The organism is Sinisalibacter lacisalsi, from assembly GCF_014640115.1.
GTDB lineage: Bacteria > Pseudomonadota > Alphaproteobacteria > Rhodobacterales > Rhodobacteraceae > Sinisalibacter > Sinisalibacter lacisalsi.
In genome coordinates, this window is the sequence record NZ_BMGI01000002.1 from 722,525 (window position 1) to 736,868 (window position 14,344).

Sequence of the window (14,344 nt, forward strand, 5' to 3'; positions counted from 1 at the left end):
CCCTCAATTCGAGACCGTGGCACTGTCCGCGAGAGCGGGCAAGGCGGCGTGGTATTGGTCGAGCAGCGCGGTCACCGAGGGCCCGATCAGGTCGAGAACCAGGCTCGGGTAGACGCCGAGGATGAGGGTGGCGGCCACCAGCGGCGCGAAGATCGCCTTCTCGCGGGTGTCCATGTCGGTGATCGCCTTGAGGCTTTCCTTGATCAGGTCGCCGAAGACGACCCGGCGGTAGAGCCACAGCGCGTAGCCGGCCGACAGGATCACGCCGGTGGCGGCCACCGCGGCGATCCAGGTGTTGGCCTTGAACATGCCGACCAGCGTGAGGAATTCGCCGACGAAGCCGGAGGTGCCGGGCAGGCCGACGTTGGCCATGGTGAAGAACATGAACACCGCCGCATAGGCCGGCATCCGGTTCACGAGGCCCCCATAGGCGGCGATCTCGCGGGTGTGCATCCGGTCGTAGATCACGCCAACGGCGAGGAAGAGCGCGCCGGAGACGAAGCCGTGGGAGATCATCTGGAAGATCGCCCCGTCCACGCCCTGCTGGTTGGCCGCGAAGATGCCGGCGGTGACATAGCCCATGTGCGCCACCGAGGAATAGGCGATGAGCTTCTTCATGTCTTCCTGCACCAGCGCCACAAGCGAGGCCCAGACGATGGCGATCACCGAGAGCCAGAGCACGAGATCGGTCATCACCGCCGCCCCTTGCGGGAACATCGGCAGGCTGAAGCGCAGGAAGCCGTAGCCGCCCATCTTGAGCAGGATCGCCGCCAGCACCACCGAGCCGGCCGTGGGCGCCTGCACGTGCGCGTCGGGAAGCCAGGTGTGCACCGGCCACATCGGCATCTTCACCGCGAAGGAGGCGAAGAAGGCGAGGAACAGGAGCGTCTGCGCCCCGCCGACGACCTGGATCCCGAGGAGCGAGAAGCTTTCCGAGCCGAAGCTGTGGCGCATCAGCGCCGGGATGTCGGTCGTGCCCGCCTCGACATACATGTAGATCATCGCCACCAGCATCAGCACCGAGCCAAGGAAGGTGTAGAGGAAGAACTTGAAGGCGGCGTAGATCCGCTCCTTGCCGCCCCAGATGCCGATGATCAGGAACATCGGGATCAGGCCGGCCTCGAAGAACAGGTAGAACAGCACCAGGTCGAGCGCGACGAAGACGCCGATCATCAGCGTCTCGAGGATCAGGAAGGCGATCATGTATTCCTTCACCCGGGTCGTCACGCCCCAGGTGGAGGCGATCGCGATGGGCATGAGCGCCGTGGTCAGCATCACGAAGAGCACGCTGATGCCGTCGACGCCGAGCTTGTAGGTGAAGCCCATCAGCCAGGTGTGTTCCTCGACCAGCTGGAAACCGGTGTTGGCCGGTTCGAACTTGAACAGCACCGCGAGCGAGATCAGGAAGGTCGCCGTGGTCGCGGCCAGCGCAAGCCACTTGGCGTTGCGCTGCGCCGCCTCGTCGTCGCCGCGCAGGAAGGCCGCGAGGATGCCGGCTGCCACCAGCGGCAGGAAGGTGACGATCGAAAGCAGGTTGTCCATCAGTTCGCCCCTCCGGTGATCGCCATGATGGTGATGAGAACGACGATCCCGATGACCATCGCGAAGGCATAGGTGAAGACGTAGCCCGATTGCAGCCGCCCGGCGAGACGGGTGAACCAGGGCACCACGCCCATTGCCAGCCCGTTGATCGCACCGTCGATCACGTTGCCGTCGCCGCGCTTCCACAGGAACCGGCCGAGCGCCTTGGCGGGACGGACGAAGAGGAAATCGTAGGCCTCGTCGAAATACCACTTGTTGAGCAGGAAGCGGTAGAGGTGCGGCTGGCTGCGGGCGAGCCGCTTGGGCAGCGTCGGGTTGGCGATGTAGAACCACCAGGCGGTGGCGAAGCCGATCACCATGGCGACGAAGGGCGAGACCTTCACCCATGTCGGCGCGTGGTGGGCATCGTCGAGCACGTGGTTGTCAGGATGCATGAAGATCGCCCCCTCGGGCGCTGCGGCGACGGCGTGCGCGGCCTCTTCGCCTTCCCCGCCCTCATCGACGGCCTCGACCTGGTGCTCGGGGATGCCGAAGAAGCGGTTCACCTCCTCGTGCGAGCCGAAGAACGATCCATACCAGACCATACCCGAAAACACCGCGCCGAGCGCCAGAACGCCGAGCGGAATGGTCATCACGCGCGGGCTTTCATGGGCGTGTTCATGGGTGTGCTTGTCACCCCGCGGCTTGCCCCAGAAGGTCAGGAACATCAGCCGCCAGGAGTAGAACGAGGTGAACAGCGCCGCGACAACGAGCAGCCAGAACGCCGCGCCGCCATCGGTGCCGGCCCAGGCGCTCTCGATCACCGCGTCTTTCGACAGGAACCCGGCAAAGCCGATATGGGTGAGCGGAATGCCCACGCCGGTGATCGCCAGCGTGCCGATCAGCATGATCCAGAAGGTGATCGGGAATTTCGACTTGAGCCCGCCATAATTGCGCATGTCCTGCTCGTGGTGCATCCCGTGAATGACCGAGCCTGCGCCGAGGAACAGCATCGCCTTGAAGAAGGCGTGAGTGAAGAGGTGGAACATCGCCACCGAGTAGACGCCGACGCCGGCGGCCACGAACATGTAGCCGAGCTGCGACATCGTGGAATAGGCGATCACGCGCTTAATGTCGTTCTGCACGAGGCCGATGGTGGCGGCGACGAAGGCGGTGGCCGCACCGATCGCCACGATGAAGCCCATCGCCTGCGGCGCGTATTCCATCAACGGCGACATGCGGCTGACGAGGAACACCCCGGCCGTCACCATGGTGGCGGCGTGGATCAGGGCCGACACCGGGGTCGGGCCTTCCATCGCGTCCGGCAGCCAGGTGTGCAGGAACAGCTGCGCCGATTTGCCCATCGCGCCGACGAAGAGCAGGAAGGCGATGAGGTTGGCCGCGTTCCACTCGGTCCAGAGGAAGCGCACGTCGGTTTCGGCCAGCATCGGCGCGGCGGCGAACACCTCGTCGAGCCGGATCGAGTCGGTCAGCAGGAAGATCGCCGCGATGCCGAGCGCGAAGCCGAAATCGCCCACCCGGTTGACCACGAAGGCCTTGATCGCGGCGGCGTTGGCGGAGGGTTTCTTGTAGTAGAAGCCGATCAGAAGGTAGGAGGCCACGCCCACGCCTTCCCAGCCGAAGAACATCTGCAGCAGGTTGTCGGCGGTCACCAGCGCGAGCATCGAGAAGGTGAAGAAGCTCAGGTAGGCGAAGAAGCGCGGCCGGTAGCTTTCGGGCTCGAACTGGTCGTCATGCGCCATGTAACCCATCGAGTAGAGGTGCACGAGTGCCGAGATCGTGGTGACCACCACAAGCATGATCGAGGTGAGCCGGTCGAGCCGGATCGACCAGTCGGTCTGGAAGCTGCCGGAATCGATCCAGCGCATGATCTGGATGTGCTGGGTGCCCTCGGGCAGCCACAGGAACACGATCCACGACAGGAAAGCGGCGAGGAACAGCAGCCCGGTGGTGACCATCTGCGCCGCCCTGTCGCCGATGATCCGGTGGCCGAAGCCCGCGATGATGGCCCCGACGAGGGGCGCAAAGAGGATGATCTGAACCATGTGCCTCAGCCTTTCATCACGTTGACATCTTCCACCGCGATCGAGCCGCGGGTGCGGAAGAAGCTGACGAGGATCGCGAGGCCGATCGCGGCCTCGGCGGCGGCGACGGTGAGCACGAACAGGGTGAAGACCTGCCCGGTGAGATCACCGAGATAGGCCGAGAAGGCGACCAGGTTGATGTTGACCGCGAGCAGGATCAGCTCGATCGACATCAGGAGCACGATGATGTTCTTGCGATTGAGGAAGAGCCCGAAGATGCCGATGACGAAAAGCGCCGCCGCCAGCCCCAGGTAATGTTCAAGTCCAACCATGTCGTCCCTCGTTCGTTCCGCCTTCGACGGATGATTTTTGTCTCGTCACGCCCCGGCGCCGTGGCGCGCGGAGCTCGTTGCGACCTGCCGGCTCACAGCCCCTGCCCCGGCTTCACGTCGATCATCCTGATCGCCGCCTTCGGGTCGCGGTGCATCTGTTCGACCACGTTCTGGCGCTTGATGTCGCGGCGATGGCGCATGGTGAGCACGATCGCCCCGATCATCGCCACCAGCAGGACAAGGCCGGCCAGCTGGAACAGCAGGATGTAGTCGGTGTAGATCACCATCCCGAGCGCGGCGGTGTTCTGCACCTCGCCCGCCACCGGCGCGGCCAGCATCTCGACGCCATCCGCGGTGACCCAGGTGCCGAGGATCATCCCCAGCTCGACGAGCAGGATCACCCCGATCAGCAGAGCGATGGGCAGGTATTTCGCCATCCCCGCCCGCAATTCGGCGAAATCGACGTCGAGCATCATCACCACGAAGAGGAACAGCACCGCCACCGCGCCGACGTAGACGATCATCAAGAGCATCGCGATGAACTCGGCTCCGAGCAGCACGAAAAGACCCGTCGCCCCGATGAAAGCGGTGATCAGCCAGAGCACCGCGTGCACCGGGTTGCGGCTCACCACAGTGAACAGCCCCCCCACCAGCACGGTCAGCGCAAAGACGTAGAATGCAAATCCGGCGACGGTCATGCGCCCCCCTCCTCGTCAATTTCCGCAAAGACGCCCTTGGCGAGCTCCAATGCGCGGTTCATGGCCGGAAGCCCGCCCAGCATCGACATCTGGTAGATGACTTCCGCGATTTCCTTCTCGGTCGCGCCGGCCTCGCGCAGGTGGCGCACGGTGAGCGTGATCTGCGGCTCGGCATGGGCGCCGGTGGCCACCAGACCCGCCAGCGTGACCATGAGCCGGGTTTTCGCATCCAGCCCGTCGGGGTTGAAGGCATTGCCGAAGACAGCCTCCATCCAGTCGCGCGGCATGGTCGGCACGAGCTTTTCGAAGCCCTTTGGCGTGAACTCGGCCAGGCTCGGGTTCATCGCCCGCGCCATCGTCGCGGCCTGTTCCATCATCTGGGCATATGTGCGTGCGAAATCGCTCATCTGTAGGGCGCGTCCAGCTCCAGGTTACGGGCGATCTCGGCTTCCCAGCGATCGCCGTTGTCGAGCAGCTTGGCCTTGTCGTAGAAAAGCTCCTCTCGGGTTTCGGTGGCGAACTCGAAGTTCGGCCCCTCGACGATGGCATCCACCGGGCAGGCTTCCTCGCAGTAACCGCAGTAGATGCACTTGGTCATGTCGATGTCGTAGCGCGTGGTGCGGCGCGAACCGTCATCGCGCGGTTCGGCGTCGATGGTGATCGCCTGCGCCGGGCAGATCGCCTCGCACAGCTTGCAGGCGATGCAGCGTTCCTCGCCGTTGGGGTAGCGGCGCAGCGCGTGCTCGCCGCGGAAACGCGGGCTTAGGTGGCCCTTCTCGTAAGGGTAGTTCAGCGTCGCCTTGGGCTTGAAGAAATACTTCAGCCCCAGCTTGAAGCCGACGAGGAAATCCCAGAGCACGAAGTATTTCGCGGCGCGGACGTAGTCGAATGCCATGACTTCAGCCTCCCGTGGTCCAGCGGGCGTAAGTGCCCCAGAAAGCGCCGTATTGCGCGAAGAACGCCACCAGCACGACCCAGGCCAGCGACAGCGGCAGGAACACCTTCCAGCCGATCCGCATGAGCTGGTCGTAGCGGTAACGCGGCACCACCGCCTTGGTCATCATGAACAGGAACCAGAAGAACCCCATCTTGAGGAACATCCAGTGGATGCCGTCGGCCAGCCCCGGGATCGGCGACAGCCAGCCGCCGAAGAACAGGAGCGTGATCAGCGCCGTCATCAACGTGATCGCGACGTATTCGCCGATCATGTAGAGCAGGAAGGGGGTGGAGGAATATTCCACCTGGTAGCCGGCCACCAGTTCGGATTCGGCCTCCGGCAGGTCGAACGGCGGGCGGTTGGTCTCGGCCATCGCCGAGATGATGAACAAGAACACCATCGGGAAATGCGGCAGCCAGTACCATGAAAGCAGCCCCGCCCCGGCTTGCGCATTGACGATGGCGGTGAGGTTCATCGAGCCGGTGGAGATGATCACGCCGATGATAATCAGGCCGATCGAGACCTCGTAGGAGATCATCTGCGCCGCCGAACGGAGCGAGCCGAGGAATGGGTATTTCGAGTTCGAGGCCCAGCCGCCCATGATCACGCCGTAAACCTCGAGCGAGGAGACCGCGAAGATGAACAGGATCGCCACGTTGATATCGGCGAGCACCCAGCCCTCGTTGAACGGGATCACCGCCCAGGCCACCAGCGCCAGCACGAGGCTGAGCAGCGGCGCGAGGAAGAAGACGAACTTGTCGGCCCCGGCCGGCACGACGATTTCCTTCACCACGTACTTGATGAAGTCGGCGAAGCTCTGCAGCAGGCCGAAGGCGCCCACCACGTTGGGGCCCTTGCGCAGCTGCACCGCGGCCCAGACCTTGCGGTCGGCCCAGAGCAGGAAGGCCAGCGCCACGAGAAGCGGCACCACGATCAGCAGCACCTGCCCGGTGATGAGCAGCGCGATGCCGAGGTTGGTGGTCGTGAAGAATTCATACATGGTGCATGGCCTCAGATCGTCGGTATCCCGTTGTCCTCGCAGGCGGCGACCGTCACTTCCGCGTCGATCGTCCGCAAGCCTTGCGGCAGCGCGTCGGAGATGACGTAAACGGCATTCCCCGTCCAGACGCTACCTTGTTGTTGCACGTTGGTGCGCACATGCCGGGCAAAACCGTATCCCCGGATGAGCGCGTATTGCGCCGCCGCGCATTCGCCGTAATCGGCCACGTCCTCGGTATCACGCGCCCCGCGCATGGACACGTCGAACTGCACCAGGTCGCCGTCGAGCAGCCCGGTTTCGATGCCGAGATAGACCGGATCGAACGGCAGCGCGTCGCGCGAGACGGGGCTTTCCGTCTCGGCGCAGGCCGCGAGCGCGAGGGCCCCGGCAGAGGCGATATGGGCGGCGCGCAGCGTCATTCGGCGGCGATGCCTTCTTCGGCTCGCCGCGCCTTGGCTTGAGCGCTGAGCTGCCCCATCAGGGCCGAGGCCCGCGCGATCGGGTTGGTAAGGTAGAAGTCCTTGACCACGTTACGGAAATCCGCCTTGCCGGGCTTGCCGGGAGTAACCGGCTGCCAGGTGTTTTCCGGCACCTCGTCGACCCGGCCCAGGTGCGGCACGGCGTCGATCATCGCCCGGCGCAGCGCCGCCTGGCTGTCCCACGGCAGGGGCGCGCCAAGCTCGCCGGAGAGCGCGCGCAGCACCGCCCAGCTTTCCTTCGCCTCGCCCGGCGGGAAGGCGGCGCGCAGGGCCAGTTGCGGCCTGCCTTCCGTGTTCACGAACAGCCCCGATTCTTCCGTATAGGCAGCGACGGGCAGGATGATGTCGGCGCGGTGCGCGCCGCGGTCGCCATGACTGCCGATGTAGATCACCAAAGGCCCCGCCTCGATCTCGATCTCGTCGGCCCCCATGTTGACGATCACGTCGGCGCCCTCGGTGGCGGCCTTGAGCCCGCCCTTGGTGGTGGCGCCCACGTCCATCGCGCCAACCCGACCGGCCGCCGTGTGCAGCACCATGAGCCGGGAGTTGGAGTTTTCCGCCAGTTGCATCGCGAGGCCCAGAACCGCCTCGCCATCGGCCTCGTTCAGCGCGCCCTGACCGACGATCACCACGCTGGGCAGATCCTTCGTCGCGCCGATCTCCTTGCCCGCCAGCTCTTCGAGCGCGGCGCGGTCGGTGCCGACGTGGACGTAATCATAGGTGAGATCAACGGCTTCGCCGACGAGCCCCACGGTCGCCCCGTTCAGCCAGGCCTTGCGGATGCGCGCGTTCAGCACCGGCGCTTCGTCGCGCGGGTTGGTGCCGATGAGCTGGATCATCTTCGCGCCGTCGATGTCCTCGATCGTCGCGGTGCCGACATAGGCCGAGCGGTTGCCCTCGGGCAGCTTGGCCCCGTCGGTGCGGCATTCAACAGCGCCGCCCATGCCTTCGATCAGGGATTTGAGCGAGAACGCCGCCTCGGTCGAGGCGAGATCGCCGACCAGGCCGGCGAGCTTTTTGGCCCCCCTCATCGCCTGTGCCGCCGCGCCGAGCGCCTCAGGCCACTCGACCGGGGCGAGCTTGCCGTCCTTGCGCACATAGGGCCTGTCGAGCCGCTGGCGGCGCAAACCGTCCCAGACGAAGCGGGTCTTGTCGGAGATCCACTCCTCGTTCACCCCGTCATGGTTGCGCGGCAGGATCCGCATGACCTCGCGGCCCTTGGTATCGACCCGGATATTGCTGCCGAGCGCATCCATCACGTCGATGGTTTCGGTCTTGGAAAGCTCCCAGGGCCGCGCGGTGAAGGCGTAGGGCTTCGATGTGAGCGCGCCCACCGGGCAAAGGTCGATGATGTTGCCCTGCAGGTTGGAATCGAGCGTTTCGTTCAGGTAGCTGACGATCTCGGCATCCTCGCCGCGCCCGGTCTGGCCCATCTGGGTGATCCCGGCCACCTCGGTGGTGAAGCGCACGCAGCGGGTGCAGGAGATGCAGCGGGTCATGTGGGTTTCGACCAGCGGGCCGAGGTCGATATCCTCCACCGCCCGCTTGGGCTCGCGGAACCGGCTGAAATCGACGCCATATGCGATGGCCTGGTCCTGAAGGTCGCATTCGCCGCCCTGGTCGCAGATCGGGCAATCGAGCGGGTGGTTGATGAGGATGAACTCCATCACCCCCTCGCGCGCCTTCTTCACCATCGGCGAGTTGGTTTTCACCACCGGCGGCTGGCCTTCCGGGCCGGGGCGAAGATCGCGCACCTGCATGGCACAGGAGGCGGCGGGTTTTGGCGGGCCGCCGACGACCTCGACGAGGCACATCCGGCAGTTGCCCGCGATGCTCAGCCGCTCGTGGTAGCAAAAGCGCGGCACCTCGATCCCTGCGACTTCGCAGGCCTGGATCAGGGTCATCGCCCCGTCCACCTCGATCTCGTTGCCGTCGATGACGATTTTCTTCAGGTCGCTCATATCTTACTCCGCCGCCATCCGGCCCGATTTCTGGGCCTTGATACGGTCCTCGATCTCGTCGCGGAAATTGCGAATGAGGCCCTGGATCGGCCAGGCGGCCGCGTCGCCAAGGGCGCAGATCGTGTGGCCTTCCACCTGCTTGGTGACGTCGAACAGCATGTCGATCTCCTCGATCTCCGCCTCGCCGCGCACCAGCCGGTCCATCACCCGCATCATCCAGCCGGTGCCCTCGCGGCAGGGCGTGCACTGGCCGCAGCTTTCGTGCTTGTAGAACTTCGACAGCCGCCAGATCGCCTTCACGATATCGGTGGACTTGTCCATCACGATCACCGCGGCGGTGCCGAGGCCGGACTTGAGATCCTTCTGCAGGTAGTCGAAATCCATGATCGCATCGCGCATGTTCTCGCCGCGCACCACCGGCACCGAGGAACCCCCCGGGATCACCGCCAGCAGGTTGTCCCAGCCGCCGCGAATGCCGCCGCAGTGCTTTTCGATCAGTTCCTCGAACGGGATCGACATCGCCTCTTCCACCACGCAAGGGTTGTTGACGTGGCCGGAGATGGCGAACAGCTTCGTGCCGGCGTTGTTGGGCCGCCCGAAAGAGGCGAACCAGTCGGCCCCGCGGCGCAGGATCGTGGGCACCACCGCGATGCTCTCGACGTTGTTGACCGTGCTCGGCGCGCCGTAAAGCCCCGCCATCGCGGGGAACGGCGGCTTCATCCGCGGCATCCCCTTCTTGCCCTCGAGGCTTTCGATCAGCGCGGTTTCCTCGCCGCAGATATAGGCGCCGGCGCCGTGGTGCAGGAAAAGATCGAAATCCCAGCCCGAGCCCGCCGCGTTCTTGCCCAGAAGGCCGGCGTCATAGGCCTCGTCGATCGCCGCCTGCAGCGCCTCGCGCTCGCGGATGTATTCGCCCCGGATGTAGATGTAGGAGCTATGCGCCCCCATCGCGAAGCTCGCGATCAGCGCGCCCTCGATCAGCGTGTGCGGATCGTGGCGCATGATCTCGCGGTCCTTGCAGGTGCCCGGCTCGGATTCGTCGGCGTTGATCACCAGGTAGGCGGGCCGGCCGTCGCTTTCCTTCGGCATGAACGACCACTTGAGGCCGGTGGGAAAGCCCGCCCCGCCCCGGCCGCGCAAGCCGCTCGCCTTCATCTCGTCGACGATCCAGTCGCGGCCCTTGGCAATGATCCCGGCCGTGCCATCCCAATGGCCGCGCGCCTTCGCGCCCGCGAGGGTGCGCTCGTGCATGCCATAAAGGTTGGTGAAGATCCGGTCCTGATCCTTCAACATTCCTGCCTATCCTTCATCTTTCCGGCGTGCCCGCCAGATCCGAAACGTCACGATCAGCACGAAGGCGAACCCCGCCAGCGCCACGAGATCGAGCAGCGCGCGGGTGCGCTGGGGCCAGTCCATTGCGTTGCCCGCCCAGATCGCCCCGATCCAGAACAGCCCGGTTGCGGCGGCCACGAGGGCCGCCATGCGGCCCTGCCGCGCCAGGGCTCTTTCATCCGGATCGGTGCTCAATGCGTTCACTCCCGGGGCTTACTCGTCATACATGCCACTGCCGGACGCGCGCTTGGAGAACTCCGTCTCCTCCCCGCTCGCCAGCGCCCGGGCCTGATCGACCCAGCCATCGCGGCTGACCCGGCCCTTGAACCCCTTGAGGTTCTGATCGACCCAGGCCACCTCGTCGGCCGTCCAGTTGGCGATCTGCTCGTAATGGTAGAAGCCCAGGTCGTGCAGCGCCTGTTCCAGCTTCGGGCCCACGCCCTTGATCAACTTGAGGTCGTCCGCCTTGCCGCCCTGCGGCGCGTCGAGCGCCTCGGGGCGGGTGCCTTCGCCCGCGTCCGCGGCCGGTGCGGCCTTGTCCTTCGCCACCTTCTTTGCCGCACGGGCCTCGGCAGCGGCCTCTTCGGCGGCGGCCTTGCGCCCCGATTCCGCCTCCGCCGCGGCCTTCTCGCGGGCCGCCTTCTCGGCGGCCTCTGCGGCTTCGGCAGCCTTTTCGGCCTCGGCCTTGTCCTCGGCGGCCTTCGCCTCGGCCAGCGCCCGGTCGACCGCTTCCTTCTCGGCCGCGGCCGCCACGTCGGCCGGCTTGGCCGCCGTCGCGCCCGTGCCCACGCCCGCCGCTACGCCGGTGGCGCGCTCCGCACCGGCGACGGCGCAGAACATCCGCTGCAGCACGATCGCGACCGCCGCGGCGAGCAGGACGCCCGCGATCAGGCCCCAGAAGCCGCCGATGAGCAGGAGCAGCACGAGGCCGAGTAGTGCGCCGACGATCCAGCAGATATTGCGGCAGGAAAACATGCCTTGGTCCGTGTCAGTCATCGTTCAAGTCCCCATAATTCCTGTTGGTCGGTCCCTTCGGGCGCGCCGCCGGCTCTGACCGATCTGATCTTCGCGCGTCCCGTCTTCACTCGTACCCGACGCCTAGTAGACGTCGCCCTTCTTCACCTTGGCCGAAAACTCGGTTTCCTGACCGGCGGCGAGGCGCTTGGCCTGCTCCACCCAGTCGTCACGGCTGACCCGGCCCTTGAACCCTTCGAGGTTCTCGTCGACCCAGGCCACCTCGGCCCCGGTCCACTTCGCGATCTGGTCGAAATGGAAAAACCCGAGCGTGTTCAGCAGAGATTCGAGCTTCGGCCCGACCCCCTTGATCTGCTTGAGATCGTCGGCCCCGCCGGCGCGCGGCTCGGCAAGCGCCTCGGGCTTGGTGCCCGTCCCGGCCGGGGGCACGCCGGTGGGCCCGGCCGTCCTGGGCGGCGCCTTCACGGCAGGCTTGGCCGCCGGTTTCGCCGCCTTCCTGGCGCTGACGTGCACCTTGCGGCCGCCGGCGAGCCACGGCGTGGTCACCGGCACCTCGCTGCCGTCGATCCGCTTGATCGTGTCGCCAAGCCCGGTGGCCAGCGCCACCGAGGCGTTATACTGCGTGCGCCCGCTCTCGTAATCGGTGAGCGACGACAACCCGCTGAGCGGCTCGGCGGCGTAGCGCCCGTTCTGCGGACCAGGCACCGGCACCTCGCCCGCCGCGAGCCGGTCGATCAACTCGGCGAAGCTCTCGGTGCTGAGGTCTTCGTAGTAATCCTTGCCGACCTGCGCCATCGGCGCGTTGGCGCAGGAGCCGAGGCATTCCACCTCTTCCCACGAGAACCGGCCGTCGGCCGACAGCATGTGCGGCACCGGCGCGATCTTTTCCTTCGCCACCGCGACGAGGTCTTCCGCGCCCATGATCATGCACGACAGCGTGCCGCAGATCTGGAAATGCGCGACCGACCCCACCGGCTGCAGCTGGAACATGAAGTAGAACGTGGCCACCTCGAGCGCCCGGATATGGGCCATGCCGAGCATGTCGGCGACGTATTCGATCGCGGGCTTGCTCAGCCAGCCCTCCTGCTCCTGCGCGCGCCAGAGCAGCGGGATCACCGCGCTCGCCTCGCGGCCCTCGGGATACTTGGTGAGCTGCGCCTTCGCCCAGTCCAGGTTGGCGGGCGTGAAGGCAAAGCTCTCGGGCTGGTCATGGTGCAGACGGCGCAGCATCAGCGGTCAATCTCCCCGAAGACGATGTCGATGGTGCCCACCAGCGCCGCCACGTCGGCAAGCTGGTGGCCCTTGGCGATATGGGTGAGCGATTGCAGGTGCGCGTAGCCGGGCGCGCGGATCTTGCAGCGGTAGGGCCGGTTGGTGCCGTCGGCCACGAGGTAGACGCCGAATTCGCCCTTGGGCGCCTCGACGGCGGCATAGGTCTCGCCCGCCGGCACGTGGAACCCCTCGGTGTAGAGCTTGAAGTGGTGGATGAGCGCCTCCATCGAGGTTTTCATCTCGCCCCGCTTCGGCGGCGCGATCTTGCCGCGGGCGAGCACGTCGCCCTGCCCGTCCGGTGCGCGCAGCTTGGCGATGGCCTGGCGCATGATCTTCACGCTCTCGTGCATCTCGGCGATACGGCAGTTGTTGCGGTCATAGGTGTCGCCATGGGTGCCCACCGGCACGTCGAACTCGAACTCGTCGTAGCATTCGTAGGGCTGGGCGCGGCGCAGATCCCAGGCGAAGCCCGAGCCGCGCACCATCACGCCCGTCATCCCCCATTGCTGGATCTCGTCCTCGGTGACGATGCCGATATCGACGGTGCGCTGCTTGAACACGCGGTTCTCGGTGATCAGGTTGTCGATATCGTCGAGCACCGCGGGGAAGCTGTCGCACCAGGCCTCGATATCGTCGAGCAGGTCGGGCGGCAGATCCTGGTGCACGCCGCCGGGGCGGAAGTAATTCGCGTGCAGCCGCGCGCCGCAGGCGCGATCATAGAAGCCCATCAGCTTCTCGCGCTCCTCGTAGCCCCACAGCGGCGGCGTGAGCGCGCCCACGTCGAGCGCCAGAGAGGTGGTGTTGAGCAGGTGGCTGAGGATCCGGCCGATCTCGGAATAAAGCACCCGGATCAGGCTGGCCCGGCGCGGCACCTCGGTGCCGGTGAGCTTCTCGATCGCGAGGCAGAAGGCATGTTCCTGGTTCATCGGCGCGACGTAATCGAGCCGGTCGAAATAGGGGATGTTCTGCAGGTAGGTGCGGCTCTCCATCAGCTTCTCGGTGCCGCGGTGAAGCAGGCCGATATGCGGGTCCGCCCGCTCGACGATCTCACCATCAAGCTCCAGAACGAGGCGCAACACGCCGTGCGCCGCCGGGTGCTGGGGGCCGAAGTTCAGGTTGAAATTGCGGATCTTCTGCTCGCCCGTCTGGGCGTCTTCGAAACCCTTGCCGCCGTCCATCATTCCTGCGCCTCCCCTTTCTCGTCACCGGGAAGCACGTATTGCGCGCCCTCCCAGGGAGACATGAAATCGAACTGCCGGTATTCCTGCACCAGCGAGACCGGCTCGTAGACCACGCGCTTCTTGACCTCGTCGTAGCGCACCTCGGTATAGCCGGTGGTGGGGAAATCCTTGCGCAGCGGATGGCCGCGGAAGCCGTAATCGGTAAGAATGCGCCGCAGGTCGGGGTGATCGGTGAAGACGATGCCGAACATGTCGAACACCTCGCGCTCGAACCACATCGCTGTGGCGTGCACCCCGGTGACCGACGGCACCAGATCGCCCTCGTCGACCGGGCATTTCACCCGGATGCGCTGGTTCTGGTACATCGACAGCAAGTGGTAGACCACGTCGAAGCGCTGCTCGCGCTCGGGCCAGTCGACCGCGGTGATGTCGATCAGGGTCGAGAACTTGCAGTTCGGGTCGCTCTTGAGAAACTCGATGAAGCCGGGCAGCGCGCTGGCGCGGATCTCGACGGTCAGCTCGCCGTGCGACACGTGATGCGACGCGACCTGCTCGGGCCGTTTCGCCGCGATCTCCGCGCCAAGCTCTTTCAGGGCATCGTCCGACATGGG

At 65.8% G+C, this 14,344-nt stretch carries 15 protein-coding genes; all 15 read right to left on the reverse strand.

What is annotated here, in order from left to right:
* Positions 1-3: 3 nt before the first annotated feature.
* Positions 4-1,542, reverse strand: coding sequence for an NADH-quinone oxidoreductase subunit M (locus tag IEW01_RS09345; protein WP_188527337.1), 1,539 nt, complete (start codon positions 1,540-1,542; stop codon positions 4-6).
* Positions 1,542-3,587, reverse strand: a complete 2,046-nt coding sequence (gene nuoL / locus IEW01_RS09350; protein ID WP_188527338.1) for an NADH-quinone oxidoreductase subunit L — start codon at positions 3,585-3,587, stop codon at positions 1,542-1,544. The genes IEW01_RS09345 and nuoL overlap by 1 nt, the downstream gene beginning before the upstream one ends.
* A gap of 5 nt (positions 3,588-3,592) precedes the next feature.
* Complete coding sequence (gene nuoK / locus IEW01_RS09355) at positions 3,593-3,898, reverse strand: NADH-quinone oxidoreductase subunit NuoK (RefSeq protein ID WP_085524907.1); 306 nt, start codon at positions 3,896-3,898, stop codon at positions 3,593-3,595.
* Between the two features lie 92 nt (positions 3,899-3,990).
* On the reverse strand, positions 3,991-4,596 hold the full coding sequence (locus IEW01_RS09360) for an NADH-quinone oxidoreductase subunit J (protein ID WP_188527339.1): 606 nt from the start codon (positions 4,594-4,596) through the stop codon (positions 3,991-3,993).
* Positions 4,593-5,003 (reverse strand): carboxymuconolactone decarboxylase family protein, encoded by a 411-nt coding sequence (locus tag IEW01_RS09365; protein ID WP_188527340.1) that lies wholly within the window; start codon positions 5,001-5,003, stop codon positions 4,593-4,595. The genes IEW01_RS09360 and IEW01_RS09365 overlap by 4 nt, the downstream gene beginning before the upstream one ends.
* Entirely contained in the window at positions 5,000-5,491 is a 492-nt protein-coding gene (nuoI, locus tag IEW01_RS09370) for an NADH-quinone oxidoreductase subunit NuoI (protein ID WP_188527341.1), read from the reverse strand. Before nuoI ends, IEW01_RS09365 begins: the two co-directional genes overlap by 4 nt.
* A 4-nt stretch (positions 5,492-5,495) precedes the next feature.
* Complete coding sequence (gene nuoH / locus IEW01_RS09375) at positions 5,496-6,533, reverse strand: NADH-quinone oxidoreductase subunit NuoH (protein ID WP_188527342.1); 1,038 nt, start codon at positions 6,531-6,533, stop codon at positions 5,496-5,498.
* 11 nt (positions 6,534-6,544) lie between these two features.
* Positions 6,545-6,952, reverse strand: coding sequence for a YNQ4 family lipoprotein (locus IEW01_RS09380; RefSeq protein WP_188527343.1), 408 nt, complete (start codon positions 6,950-6,952; stop codon positions 6,545-6,547).
* Positions 6,949-8,973, reverse strand: coding sequence for an NADH-quinone oxidoreductase subunit NuoG (gene nuoG, locus IEW01_RS09385; RefSeq protein WP_188527344.1), 2,025 nt, complete (start codon positions 8,971-8,973; stop codon positions 6,949-6,951). Before nuoG ends, IEW01_RS09380 begins: the two co-directional genes overlap by 4 nt.
* Positions 8,974-8,976: 3 nt before the next feature.
* Entirely contained in the window at positions 8,977-10,266 is a 1,290-nt protein-coding gene (gene nuoF, locus IEW01_RS09390) for an NADH-quinone oxidoreductase subunit NuoF (protein ID WP_188527345.1), read from the reverse strand.
* A gap of 6 nt (positions 10,267-10,272) precedes the next feature.
* On the reverse strand, positions 10,273-10,500 hold the full coding sequence (locus tag IEW01_RS09395; protein ID WP_188527346.1) for a DUF5337 domain-containing protein: 228 nt from the start codon (positions 10,498-10,500) through the stop codon (positions 10,273-10,275).
* An 18-nt stretch (positions 10,501-10,518) separates the two neighbouring features.
* Complete coding sequence (locus IEW01_RS09400) at positions 10,519-11,301, reverse strand: helix-hairpin-helix domain-containing protein (RefSeq protein WP_188527347.1); 783 nt, start codon at positions 11,299-11,301, stop codon at positions 10,519-10,521.
* A gap of 102 nt (positions 11,302-11,403) precedes the next feature.
* A complete protein-coding gene (gene nuoE, locus IEW01_RS09405; RefSeq protein ID WP_188527348.1) occupies positions 11,404-12,510 on the reverse strand; it encodes an NADH-quinone oxidoreductase subunit NuoE in 1,107 nt (368 codons plus the stop codon).
* Complete coding sequence (locus tag IEW01_RS09410) at positions 12,510-13,733, reverse strand: NADH-quinone oxidoreductase subunit D (protein WP_188527349.1); 1,224 nt, start codon at positions 13,731-13,733, stop codon at positions 12,510-12,512. The genes nuoE and IEW01_RS09410 overlap by 1 nt, the downstream gene beginning before the upstream one ends.
* A complete protein-coding gene (locus IEW01_RS09415) occupies positions 13,730-14,341 on the reverse strand; it encodes an NADH-quinone oxidoreductase subunit C (RefSeq protein ID WP_188527350.1) in 612 nt (203 codons plus the stop codon). Before IEW01_RS09415 ends, IEW01_RS09410 begins: the two co-directional genes overlap by 4 nt.
* Between the last annotated feature and the right edge of the window lie 3 nt (positions 14,342-14,344).

What these genes read in the sequence shown, in the direction of transcription:
- IEW01_RS09415 (WP_188527350.1), bottom strand. Translation starts at nt 14,341, where the DNA reads ATGTCGGACGATGCCCTGAAAGAGCTTGGCGCGGAGATCGCGGCGAAA.
- nuoI (WP_188527341.1), bottom strand. Translation starts at nt 5,491, where the DNA reads ATGGCATTCGACTACGTCCGCGCCGCGAAATACTTCGTGCTCTGGGAT.
- IEW01_RS09365 (WP_188527340.1), bottom strand. Translation starts at nt 5,003, where the DNA reads ATGAGCGATTTCGCACGCACATATGCCCAGATGATGGAACAGGCCGCG.
- IEW01_RS09360 (WP_188527339.1), bottom strand. Translation starts at nt 4,596, where the DNA reads ATGACCGTCGCCGGATTTGCATTCTACGTCTTTGCGCTGACCGTGCTG.
- nuoH (WP_188527342.1), bottom strand. Translation starts at nt 6,533, where the DNA reads ATGTATGAATTCTTCACGACCACCAACCTCGGCATCGCGCTGCTCATC.
- IEW01_RS09380 (WP_188527343.1), bottom strand. Translation starts at nt 6,952, where the DNA reads ATGACGCTGCGCGCCGCCCATATCGCCTCTGCCGGGGCCCTCGCGCTC.
- nuoK (WP_085524907.1), bottom strand. Translation starts at nt 3,898, where the DNA reads ATGGTTGGACTTGAACATTACCTGGGGCTGGCGGCGGCGCTTTTCGTC.
- IEW01_RS09345 (WP_188527337.1), bottom strand. Translation starts at nt 1,542, where the DNA reads ATGGACAACCTGCTTTCGATCGTCACCTTCCTGCCGCTGGTGGCAGCC.
- IEW01_RS09400 (WP_188527347.1), bottom strand. Translation starts at nt 11,301, where the DNA reads ATGACTGACACGGACCAAGGCATGTTTTCCTGCCGCAATATCTGCTGG.
- nuoE (WP_188527348.1), bottom strand. Translation starts at nt 12,510, where the DNA reads ATGCTGCGCCGTCTGCACCATGACCAGCCCGAGAGCTTTGCCTTCACG.
- nuoL (WP_188527338.1), bottom strand. Translation starts at nt 3,587, where the DNA reads ATGGTTCAGATCATCCTCTTTGCGCCCCTCGTCGGGGCCATCATCGCG.
- IEW01_RS09410 (WP_188527349.1), bottom strand. Translation starts at nt 13,733, where the DNA reads ATGATGGACGGCGGCAAGGGTTTCGAAGACGCCCAGACGGGCGAGCAG.
- nuoG (WP_188527344.1), bottom strand. Translation starts at nt 8,973, where the DNA reads ATGAGCGACCTGAAGAAAATCGTCATCGACGGCAACGAGATCGAGGTG.
- nuoF (WP_188527345.1), bottom strand. Translation starts at nt 10,266, where the DNA reads ATGTTGAAGGATCAGGACCGGATCTTCACCAACCTTTATGGCATGCAC.